This is a genomic window from Cohnella nanjingensis, from assembly GCF_014212125.1.
Classification (GTDB): Bacteria; Bacillota; Bacilli; order Paenibacillales; family Paenibacillaceae; genus Cohnella; species Cohnella nanjingensis.
Genome location: NZ_JACJVP010000005.1, coordinates 149663 through 171424, shown reverse-complemented (window position 1 = coordinate 171424; position 21762 = coordinate 149663). Strand labels below are relative to the sequence as shown.

Annotated in this window: 22 protein-coding genes and 1 pseudogene; 5 read left to right on the top strand and 18 right to left on the bottom strand. The window is 59.6% G+C overall.

Annotation, left to right across the window (positions count from 1 at the left end):
- The 3 genes and pseudogenes from H7C19_RS04610 to H7C19_RS04600 all read right to left on the bottom strand — a co-directional run.
- A pseudogene (locus H7C19_RS04610) lies at nt 1–539 on the bottom strand (hypothetical protein); the annotation flags it as partial.
- The gene (locus tag H7C19_RS04605; protein WP_185141405.1) at nt 536–1054 is read right to left on the bottom strand and encodes a NuoB/complex I 20 kDa subunit family protein; all 519 of its coding nucleotides are present in this window, start codon (nt 1052–1054) and stop codon (nt 536–538) included. The gene H7C19_RS04605 and the pseudogene H7C19_RS04610, both read right to left, overlap by 4 nt.
- Entirely contained in the window at nt 1039–1410 is a 372-nt protein-coding gene (locus tag H7C19_RS04600; protein ID WP_185141404.1) for an NADH-quinone oxidoreductase subunit A, read from the bottom strand. Before H7C19_RS04600 ends, H7C19_RS04605 begins: the two co-directional genes overlap by 16 nt.
- A 251-nt stretch (nt 1411–1661) precedes the next feature.
- On the opposite strand from H7C19_RS04600, the gene H7C19_RS04595 reads away from it, so the two are divergent.
- Nucleotides 1662–2282, top strand: a complete 621-nt coding sequence (locus tag H7C19_RS04595; protein WP_185141403.1) for a hypothetical protein — start codon at nt 1662–1664, stop codon at nt 2280–2282.
- A 494-nt stretch (nt 2283–2776) separates the two neighbouring features.
- Here the strand turns inward: H7C19_RS04595 and H7C19_RS04590 are convergent, their stop codons facing one another.
- The 15 genes from H7C19_RS04590 to upp all read right to left on the bottom strand — a co-directional run bounded on the left by H7C19_RS04590 (nt 2777) and on the right by upp (nt 15034).
- A complete protein-coding gene (locus H7C19_RS04590) occupies nt 2777–3151 on the bottom strand; it encodes an IS3 family transposase (protein ID WP_376775319.1) in 375 nt (124 codons plus the stop codon).
- A 470-nt stretch (nt 3152–3621) separates the two neighbouring features.
- Nucleotides 3622–4083 (bottom strand): Dps family protein, encoded by a 462-nt coding sequence (locus H7C19_RS04585; RefSeq protein ID WP_185141401.1) that lies wholly within the window; start codon nt 4081–4083, stop codon nt 3622–3624.
- Between the two features lie 132 nt (nt 4084–4215).
- Entirely contained in the window at nt 4216–5211 is a 996-nt protein-coding gene (locus tag H7C19_RS04580) for a YpdA family putative bacillithiol disulfide reductase (RefSeq protein ID WP_185141400.1), read from the bottom strand.
- A gap of 116 nt (nt 5212–5327) precedes the next feature.
- Nucleotides 5328–5726, bottom strand: a complete 399-nt coding sequence (locus tag H7C19_RS04575) for a F0F1 ATP synthase subunit epsilon (protein ID WP_185141399.1) — start codon at nt 5724–5726, stop codon at nt 5328–5330.
- A gap of 24 nt (nt 5727–5750) precedes the next feature.
- Entirely contained in the window at nt 5751–7157 is a 1407-nt protein-coding gene (gene atpD, locus H7C19_RS04570; protein WP_185141398.1) for a F0F1 ATP synthase subunit beta, read from the bottom strand.
- A 40-nt stretch (nt 7158–7197) separates the two neighbouring features.
- Complete coding sequence (gene atpG, locus H7C19_RS04565; RefSeq protein WP_185141397.1) at nt 7198–8073, bottom strand: ATP synthase F1 subunit gamma; 876 nt, start codon at nt 8071–8073, stop codon at nt 7198–7200.
- 77 nt (nt 8074–8150) lie between these two features.
- A complete protein-coding gene (gene atpA, locus H7C19_RS04560) occupies nt 8151–9665 on the bottom strand; it encodes a F0F1 ATP synthase subunit alpha (RefSeq protein WP_185141416.1) in 1515 nt (504 codons plus the stop codon).
- A gap of 31 nt (nt 9666–9696) precedes the next feature.
- Entirely contained in the window at nt 9697–10242 is a 546-nt protein-coding gene (locus H7C19_RS04555) for a F0F1 ATP synthase subunit delta (RefSeq protein WP_185141396.1), read from the bottom strand.
- The gene (atpF, locus tag H7C19_RS04550; RefSeq protein WP_185141415.1) at nt 10239–10724 is read right to left on the bottom strand and encodes a F0F1 ATP synthase subunit B; all 486 of its coding nucleotides are present in this window, start codon (nt 10722–10724) and stop codon (nt 10239–10241) included. Before atpF ends, H7C19_RS04555 begins: the two co-directional genes overlap by 4 nt.
- Nucleotides 10725–10937: 213 nt before the next feature.
- Nucleotides 10938–11159, bottom strand: coding sequence for a F0F1 ATP synthase subunit C (atpE, locus tag H7C19_RS04545; RefSeq protein ID WP_027094317.1), 222 nt, complete (start codon nt 11157–11159; stop codon nt 10938–10940).
- Between the two features lie 33 nt (nt 11160–11192).
- Nucleotides 11193–11948 carry a F0F1 ATP synthase subunit A gene (atpB, locus tag H7C19_RS04540; protein ID WP_185141395.1) on the bottom strand — a complete coding sequence of 252 codons (756 nt, stop codon included), beginning with the start codon at nt 11946–11948 and terminating at the stop codon, nt 11193–11195.
- 1 nt (nt 11949) lies between these two features.
- Nucleotides 11950–12360 (bottom strand): ATP synthase subunit I, encoded by a 411-nt coding sequence (locus H7C19_RS04535; RefSeq protein WP_185141394.1) that lies wholly within the window; start codon nt 12358–12360, stop codon nt 11950–11952.
- A complete protein-coding gene (locus H7C19_RS04530) occupies nt 12360–12611 on the bottom strand; it encodes an AtpZ/AtpI family protein (RefSeq protein ID WP_185141393.1) in 252 nt (83 codons plus the stop codon). Before H7C19_RS04530 ends, H7C19_RS04535 begins: the two co-directional genes overlap by 1 nt.
- A gap of 617 nt (nt 12612–13228) precedes the next feature.
- Nucleotides 13229–14368, bottom strand: coding sequence for a non-hydrolyzing UDP-N-acetylglucosamine 2-epimerase (wecB, locus tag H7C19_RS04525; protein WP_313731369.1), 1140 nt, complete (start codon nt 14366–14368; stop codon nt 13229–13231).
- A gap of 36 nt (nt 14369–14404) precedes the next feature.
- Entirely contained in the window at nt 14405–15034 is a 630-nt protein-coding gene (gene upp / locus H7C19_RS04520) for a uracil phosphoribosyltransferase (protein ID WP_185141392.1), read from the bottom strand.
- Between the two features lie 167 nt (nt 15035–15201).
- Here upp and H7C19_RS04515 point away from each other — a divergent pair, with 167 nt between their 5' ends.
- The 4 genes from H7C19_RS04515 (at nt 15202) to H7C19_RS04500 (ending at nt 21490) form a co-directional block, all read left to right on the top strand.
- Nucleotides 15202–15513 (top strand): LSm family protein, encoded by a 312-nt coding sequence (locus tag H7C19_RS04515; RefSeq protein WP_185141391.1) that lies wholly within the window; start codon nt 15202–15204, stop codon nt 15511–15513.
- Nucleotides 15514–15843: 330 nt separating this feature from the next.
- Entirely contained in the window at nt 15844–17154 is a 1311-nt protein-coding gene (locus H7C19_RS04510) for an MFS transporter (RefSeq protein WP_185141390.1), read from the top strand.
- 65 nt (nt 17155–17219) lie between these two features.
- A complete protein-coding gene (locus H7C19_RS04505; RefSeq protein ID WP_185141389.1) occupies nt 17220–18242 on the top strand; it encodes an NADH:flavin oxidoreductase/NADH oxidase in 1023 nt (340 codons plus the stop codon).
- 1022 nt (nt 18243–19264) lie between these two features.
- Nucleotides 19265–21490: a helix-turn-helix domain-containing protein gene (locus H7C19_RS04500; RefSeq protein WP_185141388.1), complete on the top strand. Its 2226-nt coding sequence runs from the start codon at nt 19265–19267 to the stop codon at nt 21488–21490.
- The last annotated feature ends 272 nt before the right edge of the window (nt 21491–21762 follow it).

Below are 21762 nucleotides of genomic sequence, written 5' to 3'. Positions count from 1 at the left end.
GCGTCGCCTGCGGCTGCGGGCGGCGCAGCCTGGCGCCCGGCGGCTTGCGCGGCGGCGACCTTGGCCGCCTCGCGCGCTTCGAACGCCGCCTTACGCCGGGCGGCCTTCTCCTCGTCCGTCTCCTTGCGGCGGACGGGCGCGCCCTCGCCCTCGCCTTCGCCGGCCTGCGCCTTCGGCGGGGCGTCGCCCGGCGAGGCCGCAGCGTCACCGACGGATGCGGGCGCGGCAGGCGGCGCGTCGGCGCCATCGCCCGCATCCGCTTCGGGCAAAGGCGCCGACGCCGGCTCTGCAGCGTTCGCGAACGCCTCTGGCGCCGGATTCGGATCCGGCTCGCCGGTATCCGCAGCAGCTTCCGTTACGGGAGCCGGCTCGGACGATGCCGCATCCGTAGCAGCCTCCGGCGTCTTCTCCTGCTCCGCCTCGGCATTGCCTGCGGCTTGCGGCGCTTGGGCCGAATCCCTGTCCGGCGCTTGCGCTGCGTCCCCTTCGGGCTTAGCGCCGGTATCCTGCGCGGCCTCGCGCTTCTCCTCCTCGCTCATCCGCTCGTCACCCGCTTCCCGGTCTTGGCTTCGTAGCGGATCTTCTCCTGCAGCTTGTTAATGCCGTAGATGAGCGCCGCCGGATTCGGCGGACAGCCGGGTATATAGACATCGACGGGGACGATCTGGTCCACGCCCTTGATCACGGAATAGGACTTGACGTACGGTCCGCCCGCCGTGGCGCACGAGCCCATGGCAATGACCCACTTCGGCTCCGGCATCTGATCGTACAGACGGCGGAGGAGCGGGCCCATCTTCTTCGTCACGGTGCCCGACACGATCATCACGTCGGCTTGGCGGGGCGAGGTTCGGAACATGACGCCGAACCGGTCCAAGTCATAATGCGGGGCGCCGGCGGCCATCATCTCGATGGCGCAGCAGGCGAGTCCGAAGGTGAGCGGCCACAGCGAATTGCTGCGAACCCAGCCTTTTAGCGTTTCGATGCTTCCGAGAAATACGTTGCGTTCCAGCTCGCGGATGTCGTCCGGCGAGACATTGGCTAAATTGAATTCCATTGCAGCACCTTCTTTTTCCAGGCGTAGATGAGACCGATCAAGAGCAATCCGACGAACACGACCATCTCCGTCAACGCAAAAAGACCGAGCTTCTTGTAGGCTACGGCCCAAGGGTAGAGGAATACGGTCTCCACATCGAACACGACGAACATTAACGCGTACAGGTAATACCTCACGTTAAAGCGGATCTGGCTGTCTCCTACGGGATCGTTGCCGCTCTCGTAAGTGGTCTCTTTCTCGGCCGTCGGCTTGTTCGGACGCAGCTTGCTGCCGAGCCACAGCACGACAATCGGAAACGCGATGCCTAGCACCAGGAAGACGGTCACAATGACGTATTGATTCGCGTATCTCTCCATGCACCATCGCCTCCGAATTGGGAATCGAACGCAGGATCAACGGAACGAACAGGCAAATTTCCCCACATAAGTATAACAAATGGCCCTAATCAAGTCCATGAAAAAAGCGGTTACATCGTTCGACAACGCGGCTTCACGCGGCCCCGCGATTCCCTTGATCGTGTTGAATAGGGTCGTACCGGGTAACTTTTCCGCCCTTTCTCTCGTCGAATAAGATGAGCTTCAGAAAGACCCAGAAAGGATGTCTTCCGATGAAAAACAAGAACGGGACTGCCGTCCCCTACCGAACGTTCGGCCACAAACTGGCCTTGACGGCCTTGCTCGCCGCAGCGATCCTCGTCCCGGCCGGCTGCGGATCGGCCCAGGACGGGAACGACAACGCCGCGTCTCCTTCCGCATCGGCATCGTCTTCCGCGTCAGCCTCCCCTTCCGCTTCGCCGTCGGCTTCCGCCCCTGCCGAGTCCGCCTCGGCTTCGCCGGAGGAATCGCCTTCCCTGTTGCCCGCGAAGGACAACCCTTACGAGGTCGCCGGCGTCGAAGATCCGGCTGCGTTCAACCGGATGTTCGCCGATGTCCAAGCCGCCGTCGCGGCGAACGACGCCGACAAAGTCGCGGAACATATTTTATTCCCGTTGAACGTGAATAATGACGTCGAGACCGTCCAAGTGAAGACGAAGGACGAATTCCTCAAGCAGTACGACACCATCTTCAACGACAGCGTCAAGAAGGCGTTGGCCGCGCAGAAACCCGAAGATCTGTTCGTGAACGACGAAGGCATCATGGTCGGGAAAGGCGAGATGTGGTTCGGCGCGACGGCCGACCAGCCGCAGAAGCTCGGCATCATCACCGTAAGCCCGGCGAAGCTGGACTAATCTCGTTTGCGCATTTCGCGCTAAGCCGTTCGCTCGTCGCCGAGTCCGCGGGGAACGTACGCTTGAACCTCCGCGCAAAAATGGGACTGCCTCCAAGGTCTGATTTGACCTTCGGGCAGTCCCTTTTTTGTATGGTGCATAAAGCTAAGATTCCTTAAATGAAATGGCACCGTCCGGCGCCACAATCAAGTTTCGGCTGCAGCGCCGGAACCAGATAAGCAATAAACCGGTCCATTCGCGAATCCCGATCGGCTTGTCCTTTACGGCATCTTCATGAAAATGCGTATTAAGCGGGTATGCATATTCTGAAGGTCCGGTTCCCGACGAATCGTCTTCGATAAGGACCAAAATATAAAACGTCTGTACGGTCTCGGATACGGAACGATCGAAGCGCAATGTGTATTCGATTCTTCCGGCAGAACGATACGGCCGTCCTCCGTGTACACCTGTGCGGAACGATGTGTATTCTCCTCTGTCAATAAAGTAGACACCTCTTACACGGAACCGGATGTGCGTCGGTAATGCTGTTCCTGGAATTTCACCGGGGATTGGTAACCTAGAGCGCTGGCGACCCATTTCTGATTCGGCCGCGTCGCTTGAAACTTCTGCGCTAGCAGGTTAGGCGCAATCGGCAGGTCGTGATTGGAGTCGGTCGTCGCCACCTTGAACTTGCGGACCATATAGGAGCGCAAACCTTGCTTTCGCATCAGAAGGCCCACCGTGCGCTCGGATACTTTCCAGCCTTCCTTGCGCAGTTGCTCGGCAATTCTTGGACTCCCGTAGCGCTTCTCGGAATCATGATAAAGCCAAGCGGTTCTACGTGCGCTTAGGTCGTCTGCGGCAGGTAAACGCCACTTGTAGAAGTGCACTTTGCGGTTAACGCAGGCAGAACGGGGCCCACGAAGACGAAGATAACCGCATTCAACGGTTAACGCACTCAGAACGGGGCCCACGAAGACGAAGATAACCGCATTCAACGGTTAACGCACTCAGAACGGGGCCCATGAAGGCGGAGATAACCGCATTCAACGGTTAACGCACTCAGAATGGGGCCCATGAAGGCGGAGATAACCGCACTTTACGGTTAACGCAGGCAGAATAGGGCCCATGAAGGCGGAGATGACCGCATTCAACGGTTAACGCACTCAGAATGGGACCCATGAAGGCGAAGATAACCGCACTTTACGGTTAACGCAGGCAGAATAGGGCCCATGAAGGCGGAGATAACCGCATTCAACGGTTAACGCAGGCAGAATGCGCAAAAAAACCGCGGGAAGCCGGATGCTTGACCGGCTTGCCCGCGGTTGTTCCGCTTGCATATCGGATCGAAGGGAGCGAATTACACTTTGACTTTGGTCGGGACGCTGATGCCCGCCGTCGCGCTGAGCATCCAAGTCTGCTTCTGCAGCTCTTCGATCTGCTTCACCAGCAGGTCGGCCGTCGGCGCGTCGCCGGCTTCTTCGGCCATCTCCCGGGTCTGCGACAGCTCGTTCACCAGCTTGATGAAGTCGTCGACGATCGCCTTCACCATGTCGGTATCCTTGGCCTCGCTGCCCGCTTCGCTCAGCGTCGTGAGCGCGAGATACTCCTTCATGGTCGAAGCCGGCTTGCCGCCGATCGCGAGGAGCCGCTCCGCCACTTCGTCCAGGGACAAAGCCGCGAAGTTATAGAGCTCTTCGAATTTGACATGCAAGGCGAGGAAGTGCGGCCCCTTCACATACCAATGAAAATGATGCAGCTTCACGTAGGCCACGTTCCAGTCCGCCAGGTTGCTGTTCAGACGATCATGCAGTTTCGTCATGCGTATTCCCTCCCGAATAGACGTTGTCCCCTCTAATTTACCCGAGAGGCGCTCCGTTCAACCATTTCCCCGGATGGAAGAGACAACCTATTCGCCGAAGAGCGACGCAGCATGCATGCAAACCTTCTTCTCTTAGCCCTCCAACCCGCGAAGCGACGCGAGATGCGCCGCGATCTTCCGCCCGTGATACCGACCGCTCTCGATGAAGATCTCGTTGGCATCCCGGCCGGTGGAGACGACGCCCGCCAGATACAGCCCCAGAACGTTCGTCTCCATCGTCTCCGGATCGTGCGTGGGCGGAATGACGCCGTCCGGCGCCTCGATGCCCATCGCGCGCAAGAAGCCCCGATCCGGCCGAAAGCCGGTGAGCGCCAGCACGAAGTCCGCCGGAACCGCGCTTAGCGTCCCTTCTCCGTCCTCCGTCTGCGCGATGACGACGTGATCGGGCCGAATCTCGACGACGCGGCTGTTCAGGCGCAGATCGATTCTTCCCTTGGCCGCATAGCTGTCGAAGATCGGCCGCACCCATGCCTTGATGTTCGCCGATACCGACCCTCCCCGATAGACGACCGTGACGCGAGCGCCGATACGCTCCATCTCCAGGGCGGCGTCGACCGCCGAATTGCTGCCCCCGATCACGATGACGCGCGTCCCCGCGTACGGGTGCGCTTCCCGGAAAAAGTGGCTGACGTGCGGCAAGTCCTCGCCCGGAATGCCGATGCGGTTCGGGTGGTCGAAGTAGCCCGTCGCGATCACGACCTTGCGCGCATAGGTGACAAACGGCTCTCCCGATCGTCCGACGCTGTCGACGCGGAAGCCGTCGCCTTCCTTCGTCACGGCCGTGACGCGTTCGTACCGACGGATGCGCATCTGCCGCCGTTCCGACACGATTCGATAATAATGCAGCGCCTCCAGCCGGGAAGGCTTGTCGTTCGGCGTGACGAACGGTACGCCGGCGATCTCGAGCAGCGACGGCGTGCTGAAGAATTGCATGTTGATCGGATATTGGGTGATCGAGTGAACGATGTTCTCTTTCTCGATGATCAGCGGGTCGTACCCTTGATCCTGTAGCTCCGCCGCGGCGGACAGACCGCAGGGGCCCGCCCCGACGATGATGATCTCTTCCATGCCCTTGCCTCTCTTCCGTAGCAGGCCCGCTTTGGCGGCCCCAAATGGAAAAATCGCCGGGAGCGGCGAATCCCGGCAGGGATTCCGTCTCTCGGCGATCTTGTTCAATTATGCGATCAATGCCCGCCTACTTGAATCCGAGTGAGCGCCCGCTGCAGCGCCGCTTCGGCGCGTTTGTGGTCGATCTCGCTCTGCTTCTCGTTCAGACGGTGTTGCGCGCGTTCCTTCGCTTGCTCGGCGCGGATCACATCGATATCCGACCCCAGCTCCGCGGATTCCGCGAGGATGACGACCTTGTCCTTGCGCACTTCCATGAAGCCGCCGTGAACCGCGATGAACTCTTCCGCGTTGCCGATCTTCGCCTTCACGGGCGCGACCTTCAGCGGCGTCACCATCGGGACGTGGTGCGGCAGAATCCCGAGATCCCCGCCTACACCCTTGACGACGACCATGTTCACGTCTTTATCGTAGACTTTGCGCTCGGGCGTGACGATTTCCAGTCTCAGGGTACTCATATCGATACCTCCATCAGAAGCGAATTAGAGCCCTTGAGCAAGCTTCTTCGCTTTCTCGACTGCATCTTCGATCGTGCCGACATTGTGGAATGCCGGTTCCGGAAGATCGTCATGCTTCCCTTCAAGGATCTCTTTGAAGCTGCGCACGGTATCTTTGACGGAAACGTGAAGGCCCGGAATGCCGTTGAACGCTTCAGCGACGTGCAGCGGCTGGGACAGGAACAGCTGTACGCGGCGAGCGCGCAGAACGACGAGCTTGTCGTCCTCGGACAGTTCGTCCATCCCGAGGATCGCGATGATGTCGAGCAGTTCCTTGTAGCGTTGCAGCAGTTTCTTAACGCCTTGGGCGACTTGGTAGTGCTCTTCGCCGACGATCTCAGGCGCTAGAATCCGCGAAGAGGAAGCGAGCGGGTCGACGGCAGGGAAGATACCCATGGCCGCGATGCCGCGCTCCAGGTTCGTGGTGGAGTCCAAGTGGGCAAACGCCGTAGCCGGAGCCGGGTCGGTGTAATCGTCCGCCGGAACGTAGATGGCTTGGATCGACGTGACGGAACCCTTCTTCGTGGAAGTGATCCGTTCTTGCAATTGGCCCATCTCGGTCGCCAGCGTCGGCTGGTAACCTACCGCGGAAGGCATCCGTCCGAGCAGGGCGGATACTTCGGAGCCCGCTTGGGTGAAGCGGAAGATGTTGTCGACGAGCAGCAGCACGTCGCGGCCTTCTTCGTCGCGGAAATATTCGGCCATCGTCAGACCCGTCAGGGCGACGCGCAGACGCGCGCCCGGCGGCTCGTTCATCTGACCGAAGACCATCGCGGTCTTGTCGATAACGCCGGAGTCTTTCATTTCGTGATAAAGGTCATTACCTTCACGCGTACGTTCGCCTACGCCGGCGAATACGGAGATACCGCCGTGCGCGGATGCGATGTTGTGGATCAGCTCTTGCAGCGTAACCGTCTTGCCGACGCCGGCGCCGCCGAACAGACCGACTTTACCGCCCTTGGCGTAAGGAGCCATGAGGTCGATAACCTTGATGCCCGTCTCCAGCATTTCTTGTTGGGTCGACAGCTCGTCGAACGCCGGTGCCTGACGGTGAATCGGCAATGCAACCGAACGGTCCACTGCGCCGTTGTCGTCGATGGGATCTCCCAAGACGTTGAATACGCGGCCCAGCGTAGCCGGTCCGACCGGAACGGTGATCGCCTTGCCCGTATCGATGGCTTCCGTCCCCCGTACCAGACCATCCGTGGACGACATGGCCACGGCGCGAACGAGGTTGTCGCCAAGATGCTGCGCGACTTCTACCGTCAAGCTGACCGGATGATCGCCGCCTTGTTGAATCGTGATTGCGTTGAGGATGTCAGGCAGTTGGCCGTTGTCGAATTCGATATCGACGACCGGGCCCGTTACCTGGACAATGCGCCCCTTGTTCATACGTGTCCCTCCTGTATCTTCAGTCTCCAGCGAATCCGTATTATACCAGTGCGTTCGCGCCGCCTACGATCTCCGAGATCTCTTGCGTGATGGCCGCTTGACGCGCACGGTTGTAGGTCAAGGTCAATTCGTCGATCCGCTTCGTCGCGTTCTTCGTCGCGCTGCTCATGGCCGTCATCCGCGAGCCGAACTCGCTTGCCTTGTTCTCCAGCAGGGCGCTGTAGACCAACGTCTCCGCGTACTTCGGCAGCAGGACGTTCAGCACGTCTTCGGCGGACGGCTCATACTCGTAGTCCGCGGACGGACCGGCTTGCTTCGTGCCTTCGAGCGCGGAAGCGTCGAGCGGAAGCAGCTGCTTCACGGTCGGAATCTGCGAGAGCGCGTTGACGAACCGGTTGTACACCAGGTAGATCTCGTCATACGTGCCGTCTTCGAAGCCGGTCACCGCAGCCGAAGCCAGCGACTTGATGTGGGCGAACTTCGGAGAATCCGGTACGCCGACCTCTTCTTGCTTGATCGGGTATTCGCGTCTCTTCAGATAGTCGCGGCCTTTGCGCCCGATGACGAACAGGTCGAACTCGTTGTTCGACTTGTGCTTGCTCTTCAGCGTATCCACGAACCGCTTCAGCAGCGCACTGTTCAGGCCGCCGGCGAGACCGCGGTCCGAAGTGATGATCAGGTACGCGGTCCGCTTGATCTCCCGGGTCTGCAGCATCGGGTGCTTGACGCTCCCGCCGCCCGTCGCGATGCTGGAGACGACCTCCTTCAGCTTGTCGGAGTAAGGCCGGCCCGCCTCGGCGGCCGTCTGGGCGCGCTTCAGGTTCGCGGCGGCCACGAGCTCCATCGCCTTGGTGATCTGCTTCATGTTCTGCGTACTTTTGATCTGACGCTTAATTTCGCGCATCCCTTTAGCCATTCATGTCACCACCTTATTGCCGGGCCATCCTGGATGGACAAGCCCGGCGCAAACTTGTTCGGACAGTTGCTCGAGGCTTAAGCCGTTGCGGCAAAGCCTTTCTTGAAGGCGCCGATCGCTTCGACGAGCGCTTTGTCGTTGTCGGCGGTCAGGTCCTTCGTATCGCGAATGGATGCGAGAATCTCCGGACGGTTCGCATCCAGATAGGACAGGAATTCGGATTCGAAGCGGCGTACGTCTTGGACCGGCACATCGTCGGTGTGTCCGCGCGTGACGATGTACAGGGAGACGACTTGGCGTTCGACCGGCATCGGCACTTGAATGCCTTGCTTCAGAATCTCGAGCGTGCGCACGCCGCGGTCGAGGCGGGATTGCGTCACTTTGTCGAGGTCCGAGCCGAAAGCCGCGAACGCCGCCAGCTCGCGATATTGGGCCAAGTCGGTCTTGAGCGTGCCGGCGACCTTTTTCATGGCTTTGATCTGAGCGGAGCTGCCTACCCGGGATACCGAGTTACCGACGTTAACCGCCGGGCGCTGGCCGGAGTAGAACAGGTCGGACTCCAGGAAGATCTGGCCGTCCGTGATGGAGATGACGTTCGTCGGGATGTAGGCCGAGATGTCGCCGGCTTGGGTCTCGATGAACGGAAGGGCCGTCAGGGAACCGCCGCCGAGCTCGTCGTTCAGCTTGGCCGCGCGCTCCAGCAGACGGGAGTGCAGGTAGAAGACGTCGCCCGGGTAAGCTTCGCGGCCCGGAGGACGGCGGAGCAGCAAGGAGAGCTCGCGGTATGCGGCCGCTTGCTTGGTCAGGTCGTCATAGATGATCAAGACGTGCTTGCCGTTGTACATGAACTCTTCGCCCATCGCGCAGCCGGTGTACGGTGCGATGTAGAGGAGCGGGGAAGGCTCGGAAGCGCTCGCCGTGACGACGATCGTGTAGTCCAGCGCGCCTTGCTTGCGCAGGGATTCGACGACGGTACGAACGGTGGATTGCTTCTGGCCGATGGCAACGTAGATACAGATAACGCCGTTGCCTTTTTGGTTGACGATCGTGTCGATCGCGATCGTCGTCTTGCCCGTTTGGCGGTCGCCGATGATGAGTTCCCGTTGGCCGCGGCCGATCGGGATCATCGAATCGATCGCTTTGATGCCGGTCTGCATCGGTTCGAAGACGGACTTACGGGCCATGACGCCCGGCGCCGGAGATTCGACCGGACGAGACTTCGTCGTGTTGATCGGACCGTTGCCGTCAACCGGCTGTCCGAGCGAGTTCACGACGCGGCCGAGCAGCGCATCGCCTACCGGCACTTCCATGATGCGGCCGGTACGCTTGACTTGGTCGCCTTCGCGGATGCCGGTGTACGGCCCGAGGATAACGACGCCGACATTGTCTTCCTCGAGGTTGAGGGCCATGCCCACGACGCCGTTCGAGAATTCGAGCAGCTCGCCGGCCATCGCTTTTTCCAAACCGTGAACGCGCGCAACGCCGTCACCGACGGTGATGACGGTACCGACGTCAACGACTTGGATATCGGATTGATAGTTCTGAATCTGCTGCTTGATCAGCGTGCTGATTTCTTCAGGTCGGATACTCAATTCGTTCACCCCTGTCTCCTAACATACATAATTACACGGTGGCTTGCAGTTCTTTAGAGAGACGGTCGAGCTTGCCGCGCAAGCTGCCGTCGTACAACGTGTCTCCGATTCGGACGGTCAGGCCGCCGAGGATCGACGGATCCACAGTATTGTCTACGCGTACGGTCTTGCCGATCTTGCCGCCGAATTGCGCGGCCAGCCGGCTCTTCTCCTCATCCGTGAGCGGCTTGGCGGAGGTGACCTTGGCATCGATGCGGCCGAGTTCGCCGCCGGCGACTTCGCGGTAAGCTTCGAGCACGGCTGGAATCTCGCCCTGGCGTCCGCGCTCGATCAGCAGGCTGATCGTATTCAGGACGATCTGGGAGACCTTGCCGCCGAAGCTGACGCGCAGCGCTTCGATCTTCTTGTCGAACGTGATGTTCGGCGCAGCCAGGAAGGCGCGGACATCCGCGTTCGCGGTTACCGTATCGGAGATCGCCTTCAATTCGTTCTCCGCGGCAACCACGAGATCCTGTTCCCTGGCAAGGTCGAACAACGCCTTGGCATAACGCTTCGCTACGACCGTGCCGCGACTCATGATTTGTTCCCTACGTCTTTCAGGTACTCGTCGACCAGCTGGCTTTGCGCTTGCTCGTCGACTTGCTTTTCGAGAATCTTCGAAGCGATCTGCACGGACAGGCCGCCGACTTCCGCTTTGAGGGAAGCGATCGCCTTGTTCTTCTCGCTCTCGATGTCGCGAACCGCGTCTTCCTTCAGACGGCTGGATTCGTTGCGGGCAGCCGCCACGATCTCGTCCGCTTGCTTGGAGCCGGTGGATTTCGCTTGTTCGATAATATCGTAAGCTTCCTTGCGCGCTTGCTGAAGCGATTGCTTTTGTTCTTCGAGGAACCGCTCGCTCTCGACGCGATTCTTCTCTGCGCTGTCAATCTGCTCTTTGACGAGCTGGCGACGCTTCTCCATGATTCCGAACAGCGGACCGAAAGCGTACTTCGACAACAGCAGGTATAAGATACCGAAAGCCAAGATTTGAATAACAAAACTGGTCCAGTTAAAGCTAATCACCGATCGCCACTCCTTTCACCTTAGTGCTGAAAATCCCAAGTAAAAACGGACTCGCGGTCCTCGGCAGAGGGGCGACGCGTTTTTATCGGAGATCATTCAGAGATGGATAAGCGTGAAACTTATGCATGCTGAATGATCAACAAACCCCTTGCGCATAAGGAAGGCGTGGAGGCAAGTGGCACTCCGCGCCTTGCGTTTCGATTCGTTTGCTTACTGAGCCATGAAGATGAAGGCAAGAACGAGGGAGATGATCGGCAGTGCTTCTACGAGACCTACGCCGATGAACGCCGTCGTTTGGAGCGCGCCGCGCAGTTCAGGCTGGCGGGAGATGCCTTCTACCGTTTTGCTGAAGATCAGACCGTTACCGATACCGGCGCCGAGCGCGCCCAAGCCGAAGACGATTGCTGCTGCAAGCAGACCATAAATTGCCATTTGTGAAAATCCTCCTTGAATTTGGGGTTTGGATTAATGTTCTTCTTCGTGAATGCTAGCTTGACCGATATAGACCATGGTCAACATCGTAAATACGAACGCCTGAATGGCGCCTACGAATATACTGAAGCCTTGCCAGACGAGCAGTGCCGGAATGCCGACCCAGCCCATCCCCAGGATGACGCCGATCATGACTTCGCCGGCGTAGATGTTGCCGAACAACCGCAGTCCCAGCGTCAACGGCTTGGCGATCGTCTCGATCAGGTTGATCGGAAGGAAGAACGCCCAAGGTTGGAAGTAATGCTTGAGGTAGTGCTTGCGGTTGTGGCGTACGCCTTGGATGTGCGACAGAACGATTACCGTCAAAGCCAGAGCCATCGTCATCGCCGCATCGGCGGTAGGCGACTTCCACCACGCGAAGTGAGCTTCCTCGTGGCCGTTCATGAACAGGTCCATGCCGAGGAACGTCGCATGGCCGTGCGCTTCCGTGATGATGCTGAAAGGAAGACCCAGCATGTTCCCGATGAAAATGTACATAATCAGAGTCAAGCCGAGGCTGAGGTATACCTTCCCCCGCTTGAAATCCGTCGCCATGCCAATGATATTGCTCACGAACTCAACGACCCACTCCATGAAGTTCTGCAGCTTGCCGGGATTGTCTACCGACAGGTTGCGGATGGACAAGCGAGCCAGGATGAAGACGATAATGCTTGTCAATACGATCATAAAGATAGCCGCAAGGTCGAATTTCTGGCCGCCGAGAACGACGATTGGCGCTAAATGTTCCATGTTAGTGCTTTTCACCCCTTTCATCGGTGGAGTGACCGCCCGAGCGACGGCGTCTGGACATCAAACCCAGTAGGAGTGTTGCCAACGGCGCCGCAATTAAACCTGCGACGGTCGCAGGGAGATTGAACTCCAGCATGCGTACCGACACGAATGCGGCGAGCAAAGCCAAGGCGGCTCGGCTCAGGAAGCCGAAGCCCGAACGGGGCTTGACGCCGGAGATCGCCACGTTGCCGATTCTCACGAGCTTCCAGGCCAGATGCCACGCGATGGCGAGACTGCCGATCGCGCCGATCATGAACCCTCCGAAGACAGTCTTGTACGCGGGCCAGACGATCCAGCCTACGCATCCTAAAGACAAAAAAAAGAACGTAATGCGAGAAACCTTCCTAAGCAGAGCGGGTAAATCGTCCATCACTTTCGCCTTTCCCCTGAAGCATACTTCCGGATCAAGCCCACGGCGGAGCCGATGCCGGCGACCAGTCCCGCGACGAGACCGACCATGTACCAACTCGAGGTTCCGTTGTTCCGGTCGACGACCGAACCGATCCACCAGCCCAAACCGACGCACACGGCAAGTTCGACGCCGATAGCGGTCACGAGACCGGCGGCGCGCCAAGGATTCTCATCCGGCGGCAGCGGCGGTTGACGTCGGGATTCAGGCATGGATATCCGCTCCTTCGACGCCCGACAGGAAGGTAAAGGGACAGCTAAAAACGGCTTCGCCGCCCCGGGAAGAGGGCGAGACGTTTTTATCGGAGGCCGTTCGGAGACGGATAAGGTGAAACTTATCCCTTCCTAGCGGCTGAAGTAAGCCCTTTCTTTCCTATGGTTCACGTTATATTGTAGCCTTCGCGCCCGACCTTTGTCAATTCATCGAAAATCAAACATTATGTGAACGTAGCGGCGAAAAGCCTTGTCGCATCGGGATTTCCGTGACTTACCAACCGTACAGTTCGACTGTACGCTGTAGGCAACCGCTACGTGCGTTCCTGCGAAATTCGACAGGATTCCCAGCGTTTGGCGATCGGTCTGGCCAGAAAAGGAAATGACATGATCAATTGGCAATCGCTCCCCCCCCTATCATGCGCGCCCCGGGGGCATTTGATCCCTGCCGCCCGAGACGAATTTCCGACGTTTCCGGATGCCTTTGCGGCGGCGAACGGAACGAAGGCCAGGCCCCCGATTCTGACGAACCGGATGGCCTGGCCTTCCTTGGTTTGCCTCGCGGCGAGGCCTCTCCCTGCGTTCGCCCGCTTCCCCGACGGGAAGCGGCGAGCGGGCTAGCTGAGGAACGGCTCCGGGCGCTCTCCTTTGCCGAAGTGGTGCAGAATCGCCTCCGCGATCCGCTTCGACGCCTGACCGTCCCCGTACGGATTGGCCGCTTGGCTCATCCGCTCGTACGCGGCGGCGTCGGTCAGCAGCGCCTTGGCGCGTTCGTAGACCTGCGCCTCGTCGGTGCCCACGAGCTCCAGCGTCCCCGCGCCGATGCCTTCCGGACGCTCCGTCGTATCCCGCAGCACGAGCACGGGCACGCCGTAGGACGGCGCTTCCTCTTGGAGGCCGCCCGAATCGGTCAGGATGAGATGCGTGTGCGGGTAGAAGTTATGCAGCTCCACCACGTCGAGCGGATCGATCAGCTTGATGCGCGGGTGACCGCCGAGCAGTTCTTCGGCGGGCCCTTTGACGGCCGGGCTCAGGTGAACCGGATAGACGATCGCGATATCCTCGAATTCGTCCGCCAGCCGGCGCACCGCCCGGAAGATGCGGCGGTGGGGCTCGCCTTGCGCCTCGCGGCGGTGCGCCGTCATCAGCACGAGGCGCTTGCCCGCGGCCCAATCGAGCACCGGGTGCGAGAAGTCCTCCTTGACCGTATACCGGAACACGTCCGTCACGGTATTGCCGGTCACGTAGATGTTATCTTCCGGCTTGTTCTCCTTGCGGAGGTTGTCGGCGGACCAGTTCGTCGGCGCGAAGTGCGCGTCGGCCAGCACGCCCGTCAGCTGCCGGTTCATCTCTTCGGGATACGGCGACAGCTTGTTCCACGTACGGAGCCCCGCTTCCACGTGGCCCACCTGGATCTGCTGCATGAACGCGGCGTAGCTCGCGAGGAACGTCGTCAGCGTATCGCCGTGCACGAGGACGATATCCGGCTTGGCTTCGCGAAGCACCGGCTCGAGCCCCTTCAGCACGCGGATCGAGATGTCGTTCAACGTCTGCCCGGCCTGCATGACGTCCAGGTCGTAGTCCGGCTTGATGCCGAACACGTCCAGCACCTGATCCAACATCTGCCGATGCTGCGCGGTCACGCAGACGATCGGTTCGATCTGCCCCGGATACTTCTGCAGCTCCAGAATGAGCGGCGCCATCTTAATCGCTTCCGGGCGCACGCCGAATATGGTCATGACTCTAATCGCGCTCACTGGCCGAATCCTCTCCTTGCCGAATAGAATAACGTATTATTTCGTGCCGTAGAGCCGGTCTCCCGCGTCGCCCAGTCCGGGGACGATATAGCCGTGGTCGTTCAAATGGGAATCTAGCGCCGCGACGAAAATATCGATGTCGGGATGCGCCTCTTGAACGGCCTTGATCCCTTCCGGCGCCGCGATGAGGCACATCAGCTTCGTCGGCCGGCAGCCTCTTCCCTTCAGGATGGAGATGGCCGCGTTCGCCGAGCCGCCCGTGGCCAGCATCGGATCCAGGACGATCAGCTCGCGCTCCGTCACGTCCGTGGGCAGGCTCACATAGTACTCTACCGGCTGCAGCGTCTCTTCGTCGCGATACAGCCCGATATGCCCGACCCGCGCCGACGGCAGCAGCTTCAGAACGCCGTCGACCATGCCGAGCCCCGCGCGCAGAATCGGAATGAGACCGACCATCCGGCCGGCGATGACTTTGCCATCCGCAAGGGTGACAGGCGTCTCTACCCGGACCGTCTCCAGCGGAAAGTCTCGCGTCGCCTCGTACGCCATCAGAGTCGCGATTTCGTCCACGAGCTCGCGGAATTGCTTCGTCTCCGTTTTTTTATCGCGTAGAAATGTTACTTTATGTTGGATAAGCGGGTGATCGCAGACGTGCAAGCGCCCCATTTTGTTCCTCCCTTTCCTCCGTTCAGATGCCCGTTCATTATATCATTGTCTCCCCGCCTACGCACTCCATCCGTCGCAACCCATGAAAATAGTCGAAATTTGCCAAGGCGTGACCGTTCTGGGCACGCCTGCATAGGCTATTGCAGAATGCCCAGGGAGGAATGCCTATGTCCAGCAAAGCGGAAGTCGCCGGCGTCTCGTCGCCGATGTATCAAGCCGAACAGGAGTGGGTCGGCCGCGTCAAAAAGATGCGCCAGAAGCTGTCCGGCATCGGCAATTCATGCGTGAATCGCCCCGTTCGGGTAGAGACGATCGACGGCCATGCGTACGAGGGCACCGTGGTCGGCTGCGACGGCTGCCACCTGCACCTCAGGGTGAACCCGACGCCCCAGGACGTCCGATTCTTCGGGCCGCTCGCCGCGGGCTCCATCCTTACGCTCGTCCTGTACGAACTGCTCGTCATCACTTTGCTGATCTAGCCGAGACCCGCAGTCTCGCGAATGCTTATCGCCGCGGGTTGGCGGGATCTGCCGAGGCGCATCCGGCGAACGCATCGCTCCATTCCGAATTTGCGGGATCTGCCGCAGGCGCATCCGGCGAACGCTTCCCCGCCTCCCTCGGGTCGCGGGGGATCCCCTGCTGGCGCATGCGCCCGCCGCCCCCGCCTTCACTGGGCGGGGACGGCGGGAATTGTTCCGATATCCCTGGATTTGGACTCATGATTTCCAGCATTCTGGCGAACCTTAGGAAGGTTGTCTCGCGCATCTCGATAGCGCCTGCACCCTAGAATCGACATCCAGGAGGCCAAGATGCTGGACCATACCAAAGCGCGTCCCTCGCTGCGCGAAGGGTTCGGCGCCCGGGAACGGGATGCCGTACAGACGCGGCCCGCGAAGAAGGACAAGGGAGGAAGCGGCAAGCTGGACCGTCAAGCACTCCTGCTGCTCGGGGTCAACGCCCTCTTCACCTGCGCCAACGCGTTGTCGGGGACGTTCGTGAACATTTACATATGGAAAATCAAGAACGATTACGCCCTGCTCGGCTGGTTCGCGGTCGTGCACCAGCTGACGATGTCGCTGACCTTCTGGCTCGCCGGCAAATGGGTCAAAGAAGGCAACAAGATGAACGCCCTCCGGATCGGCGTCCTCCTGGCGGCCGTGTTCTACGGCATCGTGCTGCTGCTCGGCACCAGGGCCGCCAGCTACATCGCGCTCCTCGGATTCGTGCAAGGCATCTCGTCCGGTTTGTTCTGGTTGGCCTTCAACGTCGTCTACTTCGAGATCACGAACCGGGACAACCGCGACCGGTTCAACGGCGTCGCCGGTCTCCTCGGCTCCGTAGCGGGCATGGTCGTCCCCTGGATCTCCGGCTACCTCATCACCCGGCAGTCGGGCAACGCCGGATACCGCCTGATCTTCTCGATCTCGCTGGCCGTCTTCTTGGCGGGCGCCCTCTTGACCTTCCTCCTGCACAAGCGGCAAGTCGACAACAGCTATGATTGGCGCGGAGGGTTCCGGGGCATCCGCAAACGGGACAACCCTTGGCGTATCATCGGACTCGCCATGGTCGCCCAAGGGCTGCGCGAGGGCATCTTCGGCTTCATGGTCGCCCTGCTCGTCTACGTGTCCACGCGGAGCGAGATGAAGATCGGCAACTTCTCCCTCTATACTTCCGCCGTCGCGCTCGCCAGCTTCTATCTGGCCGGCCGGTTCCTCAAGCCCCGCTATCGGCATTGGGGGATGTTCGCGGGCGTCGTCATGTTGAGCGCGTTCATCCTGCCGCTGTTCTGGGGGGTGAGCTACGGCACGCTGCTCATCTTCGGGATCGGCACCGCGATGTTCATTCCGCTGTATACGATCCCTTCCGTCTCCATCGTCTTCGACCAGATCGGCAGCAACGAAGAGAGCGTCAGGCGGCGCGAGGAATACATCATCTTCCGCGAGCTTGCGCTGAACGCCGGCCGATTCATCGGGACGATTGCGTTCATCGCGGTCATCTCGCGGAGCACCGCTCCGACGGTCATTAACGTCATGCTCCTCGCGTTCGGAAGCTCCCCGATCCTCGTATGGCTGCTTCTCCGCAGACGGCTGGCGACCGAGATGCGAACCGCCCGCTCCTAAACTGTGACCGAATCTGTTACAATAGGTGCAGAGAGAACCTATATCCTGGAGAGGAGACCAGATTCATGAGCCAACTGAGCACCCCTTATACGCTAAAAGGATTGACGCTGCGCAACCGCATCGTCATGAGTCCGATGTGCCAATATTCCGTCGACGCGGAGGACGGGGCGCCGAATGACTGGCACTTCGTCCATTACGCTTCCCGCGCCATAGGCGGAACGGGACTTATCATCGTCGAGATGACGGACGTCGAGCCCGACGGCCGCATTAGCAACCGCGATCTCGGAATCTGGTCCGACGACCAGATTCCGGCGCATCGCCGCATCGTGGACGAAGCGCATAAATACGGCTCCAAGATCGCCGTGCAGATCGCCCATGCCGGCCGCAAAGCGCTCGACGCCGAAGTGCCCGTCGGCCCGTGGAACGAGCCGTTCGACGCGACGGCCAAGACGCCGCGCGCCCTGACGACCGAGGAGGTCTGGGCGCTCGTCGACAAGTTCGCCCAAGCCGCTTCGCGCGCCGTCGCCGCCGGGTACGACACGATCGAGCTGCACGGCGCGCACGGCTACCTCATTCACCAGTTCCACTCGCCGGGCATCAACAAGCGCGACGACGAATTCGGCCGCGATCCCGCCAAGTTCGGCGTGGAGGTCATCCGCGCGGTGAAGCGCGTGCTGCCGGAAGACATGCCGCTGCTGATGCGGATCTCCGCCATCGAGTACGCGTCGTACGCCTACGGCCTGAAGCACAGCCTCGAAGTCAGCCGCGCCTACCGGGACGCCGGCGTCGACCTGTTCGACGTCTCCACCGGCGGCGAGGGCGGCCCGGCCGTGAAGGGCAAGCCCGGCAACTTCCCGGGCTATCAAGTTCCCTATGCCCGCGCGGTGAAGGAATCGCTCGGCGTACCCGTCATGGCCGTCGGCATGCTGGATGACTTCAAGCTCGCCGAGAACGTCGTGGCCACGGGCGACGCCGACCTCGTAGCGGTGGCCCGCGGGATGCTCCGCAACCCGTACTGGGCGGTCGACGCGATCCGCCAGCTGGACGGCAAGGCGGACGTCGCGAAGCCGTATCTGCGCGGGTATTGAGCGGATAGTGCGGGGCAGGCCTTCTCCTTAGAAGAGAGCCACGCTTTTAGACCGACGTTTCTACAGGAATGGATAGGCGTGCGATTGATACATGCTGGTTGCTATATGACTAAAAGGGGAGCCTTGACGGGTTCCTCTTTTTTTTTGAAAATGCACGGTCTGAAGCATTTCCATCATGGCCTGTGACGGGAACGGCGATACTGCATTTCTATCGCTACATCGTGTCGAGCCGCCGCATTTCCCGCTCTAACGATACATTTTATCGTTACAGCGCGCATAGGGCGCTCGCCAGCCGCTATAACGATACATTTTATCGTTACAGCGCGTGTAGGGCGCTCGACAGCCGCTGTAACGATACATTTTATCGTTACAGTGCGCGTAGGGCGCTCGCCAGCCGCTGTAACGATACATTTTATCGTTACAGTGCGCGTAGGGCGCTCGCCAGCCGCTCTAACGATACATTTTATCGTTGCAGCGCGCGTAGGGCGCTCGCCAGCCGCTCTAACGATACATTTTATCGTTGCAGCGCGCGTAGGGCGCTCGCCAGCCGCTCTAACGATACATTTTATCGTTGCAGCGCGCGTAGGACGCTCGCCAGCCGCTCTAACGATACATTTTATCGTTACAGCGCGCGTAGGACGCTCGCCAGCCACAGTAACGATACGTTTTTTATGAAAATGCGCGTGCCTTAAGCCTCTTCATCATCACTTGCGGCCGGAACGGTCATGAGTGTTAATTTTGCTCCCCGGATAACGACGCATTCACCCGCCCGGACGTTCTGGCGAAGGAGGTGCGTATCGATGACCGGTTATGATACAATATTTGCATGGTAAACCGCTTACCTTAACGCTCCTCCACTAATGATAGCGCTTCCAAATAGTCCCTGCCTTCACAGCTTCCAAATAGTCCCTGCCTTCACAGCTTCCTAAAAGGCCATGCCTTCGCATTTGTTCGGTTTCATCCGCCGCTCCTGCGGCCCGCATGCCCACCTACAGTATCGACTTTGTTCAGGAGGACATCCTATGCTTCGCAATTGGTATTTTCGTCTGCTGTTCTCGTACTTCCCCATTCTCGTGCTAACCTTCTTCATCATCATCTCCCTTTCTTTCATTGCGGTAAGCGAGATCTCGCGGACGGAGACGAAAAAAGCGGACGGCATCTCTACCGGTTACACCGTCGACAGCATCGAGCGCGCCGCCCATGAGATCGAGATGACCGTCTCGGGCGAAGCGGTCAAGAACGCGAACTACGCCGCTTATATGAACCATTCGGCCAACCAAGAGATCAAATTCGGCGTCGTGCACAGCTTGGCCGCCATCGTGGAGAATAACGAATTGATCGAATCGGTCTACATGTACCGCGAATCGGACGGCGCTGTTCTGACCAAGAACGGACAAACGGATCTGTCGTCGTTCGGAGATCGCGCCTTCGTCGAGCAAGCCTGGAACCATCGGGATTACCGGGGCTGGTCGCCGATTCGCGCCTATCGCGAATACGACGGCGCCGAGCCGGTCAGGGTCGTCTCGATGTACAAATCCGCTCCCCTCCCGTTTGGCAACGAAGGTCTTCTCGTCATCAATATCCGCCTATACGGGTTGGAGCAGATGATCTCGGGCATGACCAATCACAACGTCTCGTTCCTGCAAATTACCGACGCGACCGGACAGACCGTCTACCCCTCCGACAACGGCGTCGATCGGGTCCGAGCAGGCAAGGTGCTGACCGCGAGCCGCTCGGACGCGCTGAACTGGACCTTCGAGAGCGGCCTTCAGAGCGGCCAACTGTTCGCTTGGGTGTCCGTCATCTCCTATGCGTGGGTGGCGGTTGCGCTGCTTACGTTCGCTGCCGCTCTCTTCTATATCATTTGGATTACCAGACGGAACTATAAGCCGATCCAGTTGATGATCAGCCGTATCCAGACGCTTCAAGTTCGCAGCGACGGCGCGCCGGTCAAGCTGGACGATCTGTCGCGGATCGACCGGGCGCTGGAAAATCTCATTCATCAGACGATCGATTACGAGAAGGAGCAGCAGGAGAGCGTCCTGATCCAGCGCCGGCAGCTGTTCATCGATCTGATCGTCGGCGGATGGTCCCAGGAGACTCATCTTCGGCTCCGCAAGCTGAACCTGCTGCGGGAATCCGGCCAGTATGCCGTCATCTCGATCAAGCTGAACCAGGATGAGGAATTCCAGAACGCCTATTCCTCCAGCGAGCAAAACATGATGAAATACGCGCTCGGCAACGTCATGCAGGAGTTGGTTCGCAACGAAGGACTGGAGGGCTGGGGAGAGTGGACGGGCCCCGACCGAATCGCGTTCATTCTGGCCGCGCCCGCGGAATGCGCCGAGATGAAGGAGCGGCTCCGCGGCGCCTCCTCGGCCGCCCGAAGCTGGATGGCGGAACATCTGCGGCTCTCCCTTTCCTTCGGCATCGGCATCGTCGTCACCGAATGGAGCCAACTGACCCGCTCGTACAAAGCTTCTCTGTCCGCTTTGGATCGTCAGCTGTCCATCGGCCAAGCTTTCGTGACGGATATCGAAGACGTGCCGAGCGGACGGCAGGTCGAGATGTTCAAATACATGCAGCTCTGCGCCGATTGCGTACAGGACTTCCGCTTGACGAACGAACGCTGGCGCGAACGACTGGATGGCATCTTCGAACGATTGGGAGCCGACGCGCCGCGAGACGAAGACGTCCACGCCTTGCTGCGGCTGCTTCTACAGATGCTGGGACGCGAGCTCAAGGAGTTGTCCGCGTCTCTGCACGATTGCTTCGAAGGAGAGAACGCCGACGATTGGCTGCGCAGGCTGCTAGCCGCTCCCTCCCTCTCCGAGATGAGAATACGACTGTTGGAATACCTGAACGAAATTTACCGAACCTATGTCGCCGTCAGCGAGACGAAGAACTACAAAGCGATGATCACGGAGATGCGAGGCTACATTCAGGAGAACTTCGCCGATCCCGACCTGTCGCTCAAGCATTTGAGCGACCGCTTTCAAATTACCGGCAAATACGCCAGCTATCTATTCAAGCAGGAATACGACATGAAGTTCGTCGATTTCCTCGTACAGCTTCGCATGCAGCATGCCGAGCAGCTGCTAGCCGATAGCGCCGATACGATCCAGAATATCGCGCTTCAAGTCGGGTATGCCAACGCCATTACGTTCGGCCGCGTGTTCAAACGAACGATCGGCGTCACGCCGGGCGACTTCCGCAAGCTCAAAATACGGCCATCCGCTCCTCTATAAGATGCGCGTTCTATCCTATAACGATGTGTTCGGGCGGTCGAGACACCGCCCGAATTCGGTTTATATCGGGAATTTGGTTCATTCGGCGCCGTGAAATCGCATAACGGCGGGCTTCGTCGCGTCGGTTTGCCCTTCGGAAACTAGTTTATTGTCGTTGCGTCATTGCGCATGACATACTGAGGCCATTCCGATGATCGGCTCCAAAATCATACGTTTGCAACCGCATTCAATCGTTGCCGGATTCGGAATCCATTCAACAACACAAAGGGGTT

What these genes read in the sequence shown, in the direction of transcription:
- H7C19_RS04585 (WP_185141401.1), bottom strand. Translation starts at nt 4,083, where the DNA reads ATGACGAAACTGCATGATCGTCTGAACAGCAACCTGGCGGACTGGAAC.
- H7C19_RS04600 (WP_185141404.1), bottom strand. Translation starts at nt 1,410, where the DNA reads ATGGAGAGATACGCGAATCAATACGTCATTGTGACCGTCTTCCTGGTG.
- upp (WP_185141392.1), bottom strand. Translation starts at nt 15,034, where the DNA reads ATGGGGCGCTTGCACGTCTGCGATCACCCGCTTATCCAACATAAAGTA.
- H7C19_RS04575 (WP_185141399.1), bottom strand. Translation starts at nt 5,726, where the DNA reads ATGAGTACCCTGAGACTGGAAATCGTCACGCCCGAGCGCAAAGTCTAC.
- H7C19_RS04515 (WP_185141391.1), top strand. Translation starts at nt 15,202, where the DNA reads ATGTCCAGCAAAGCGGAAGTCGCCGGCGTCTCGTCGCCGATGTATCAA.
- H7C19_RS04580 (WP_185141400.1), bottom strand. Translation starts at nt 5,211, where the DNA reads ATGGAAGAGATCATCATCGTCGGGGCGGGCCCCTGCGGTCTGTCCGCC.
- atpB (WP_185141395.1), bottom strand. Translation starts at nt 11,948, where the DNA reads ATGGAACATTTAGCGCCAATCGTCGTTCTCGGCGGCCAGAAATTCGAC.
- atpG (WP_185141397.1), bottom strand. Translation starts at nt 8,073, where the DNA reads ATGGCTAAAGGGATGCGCGAAATTAAGCGTCAGATCAAAAGTACGCAG.
- H7C19_RS04555 (WP_185141396.1), bottom strand. Translation starts at nt 10,242, where the DNA reads ATGAGTCGCGGCACGGTCGTAGCGAAGCGTTATGCCAAGGCGTTGTTC.
- H7C19_RS04505 (WP_185141389.1), top strand. Translation starts at nt 17,220, where the DNA reads ATGAGCCAACTGAGCACCCCTTATACGCTAAAAGGATTGACGCTGCGC.
- atpD (WP_185141398.1), bottom strand. Translation starts at nt 7,157, where the DNA reads ATGAACAAGGGGCGCATTGTCCAGGTAACGGGCCCGGTCGTCGATATC.
- H7C19_RS04535 (WP_185141394.1), bottom strand. Translation starts at nt 12,360, where the DNA reads ATGGACGATTTACCCGCTCTGCTTAGGAAGGTTTCTCGCATTACGTTC.
- H7C19_RS04510 (WP_185141390.1), top strand. Translation starts at nt 15,844, where the DNA reads ATGCTGGACCATACCAAAGCGCGTCCCTCGCTGCGCGAAGGGTTCGGC.
- atpE (WP_027094317.1), bottom strand. Translation starts at nt 11,159, where the DNA reads ATGGCAATTTATGGTCTGCTTGCAGCAGCAATCGTCTTCGGCTTGGGC.
- H7C19_RS04605 (WP_185141405.1), bottom strand. Translation starts at nt 1,054, where the DNA reads ATGGAATTCAATTTAGCCAATGTCTCGCCGGACGACATCCGCGAGCTG.
- H7C19_RS04595 (WP_185141403.1), top strand. Translation starts at nt 1,662, where the DNA reads ATGAAAAACAAGAACGGGACTGCCGTCCCCTACCGAACGTTCGGCCAC.
- H7C19_RS04500 (WP_185141388.1), top strand. Translation starts at nt 19,265, where the DNA reads ATGCTTCGCAATTGGTATTTTCGTCTGCTGTTCTCGTACTTCCCCATT.
- H7C19_RS04530 (WP_185141393.1), bottom strand. Translation starts at nt 12,611, where the DNA reads ATGCCTGAATCCCGACGTCAACCGCCGCTGCCGCCGGATGAGAATCCT.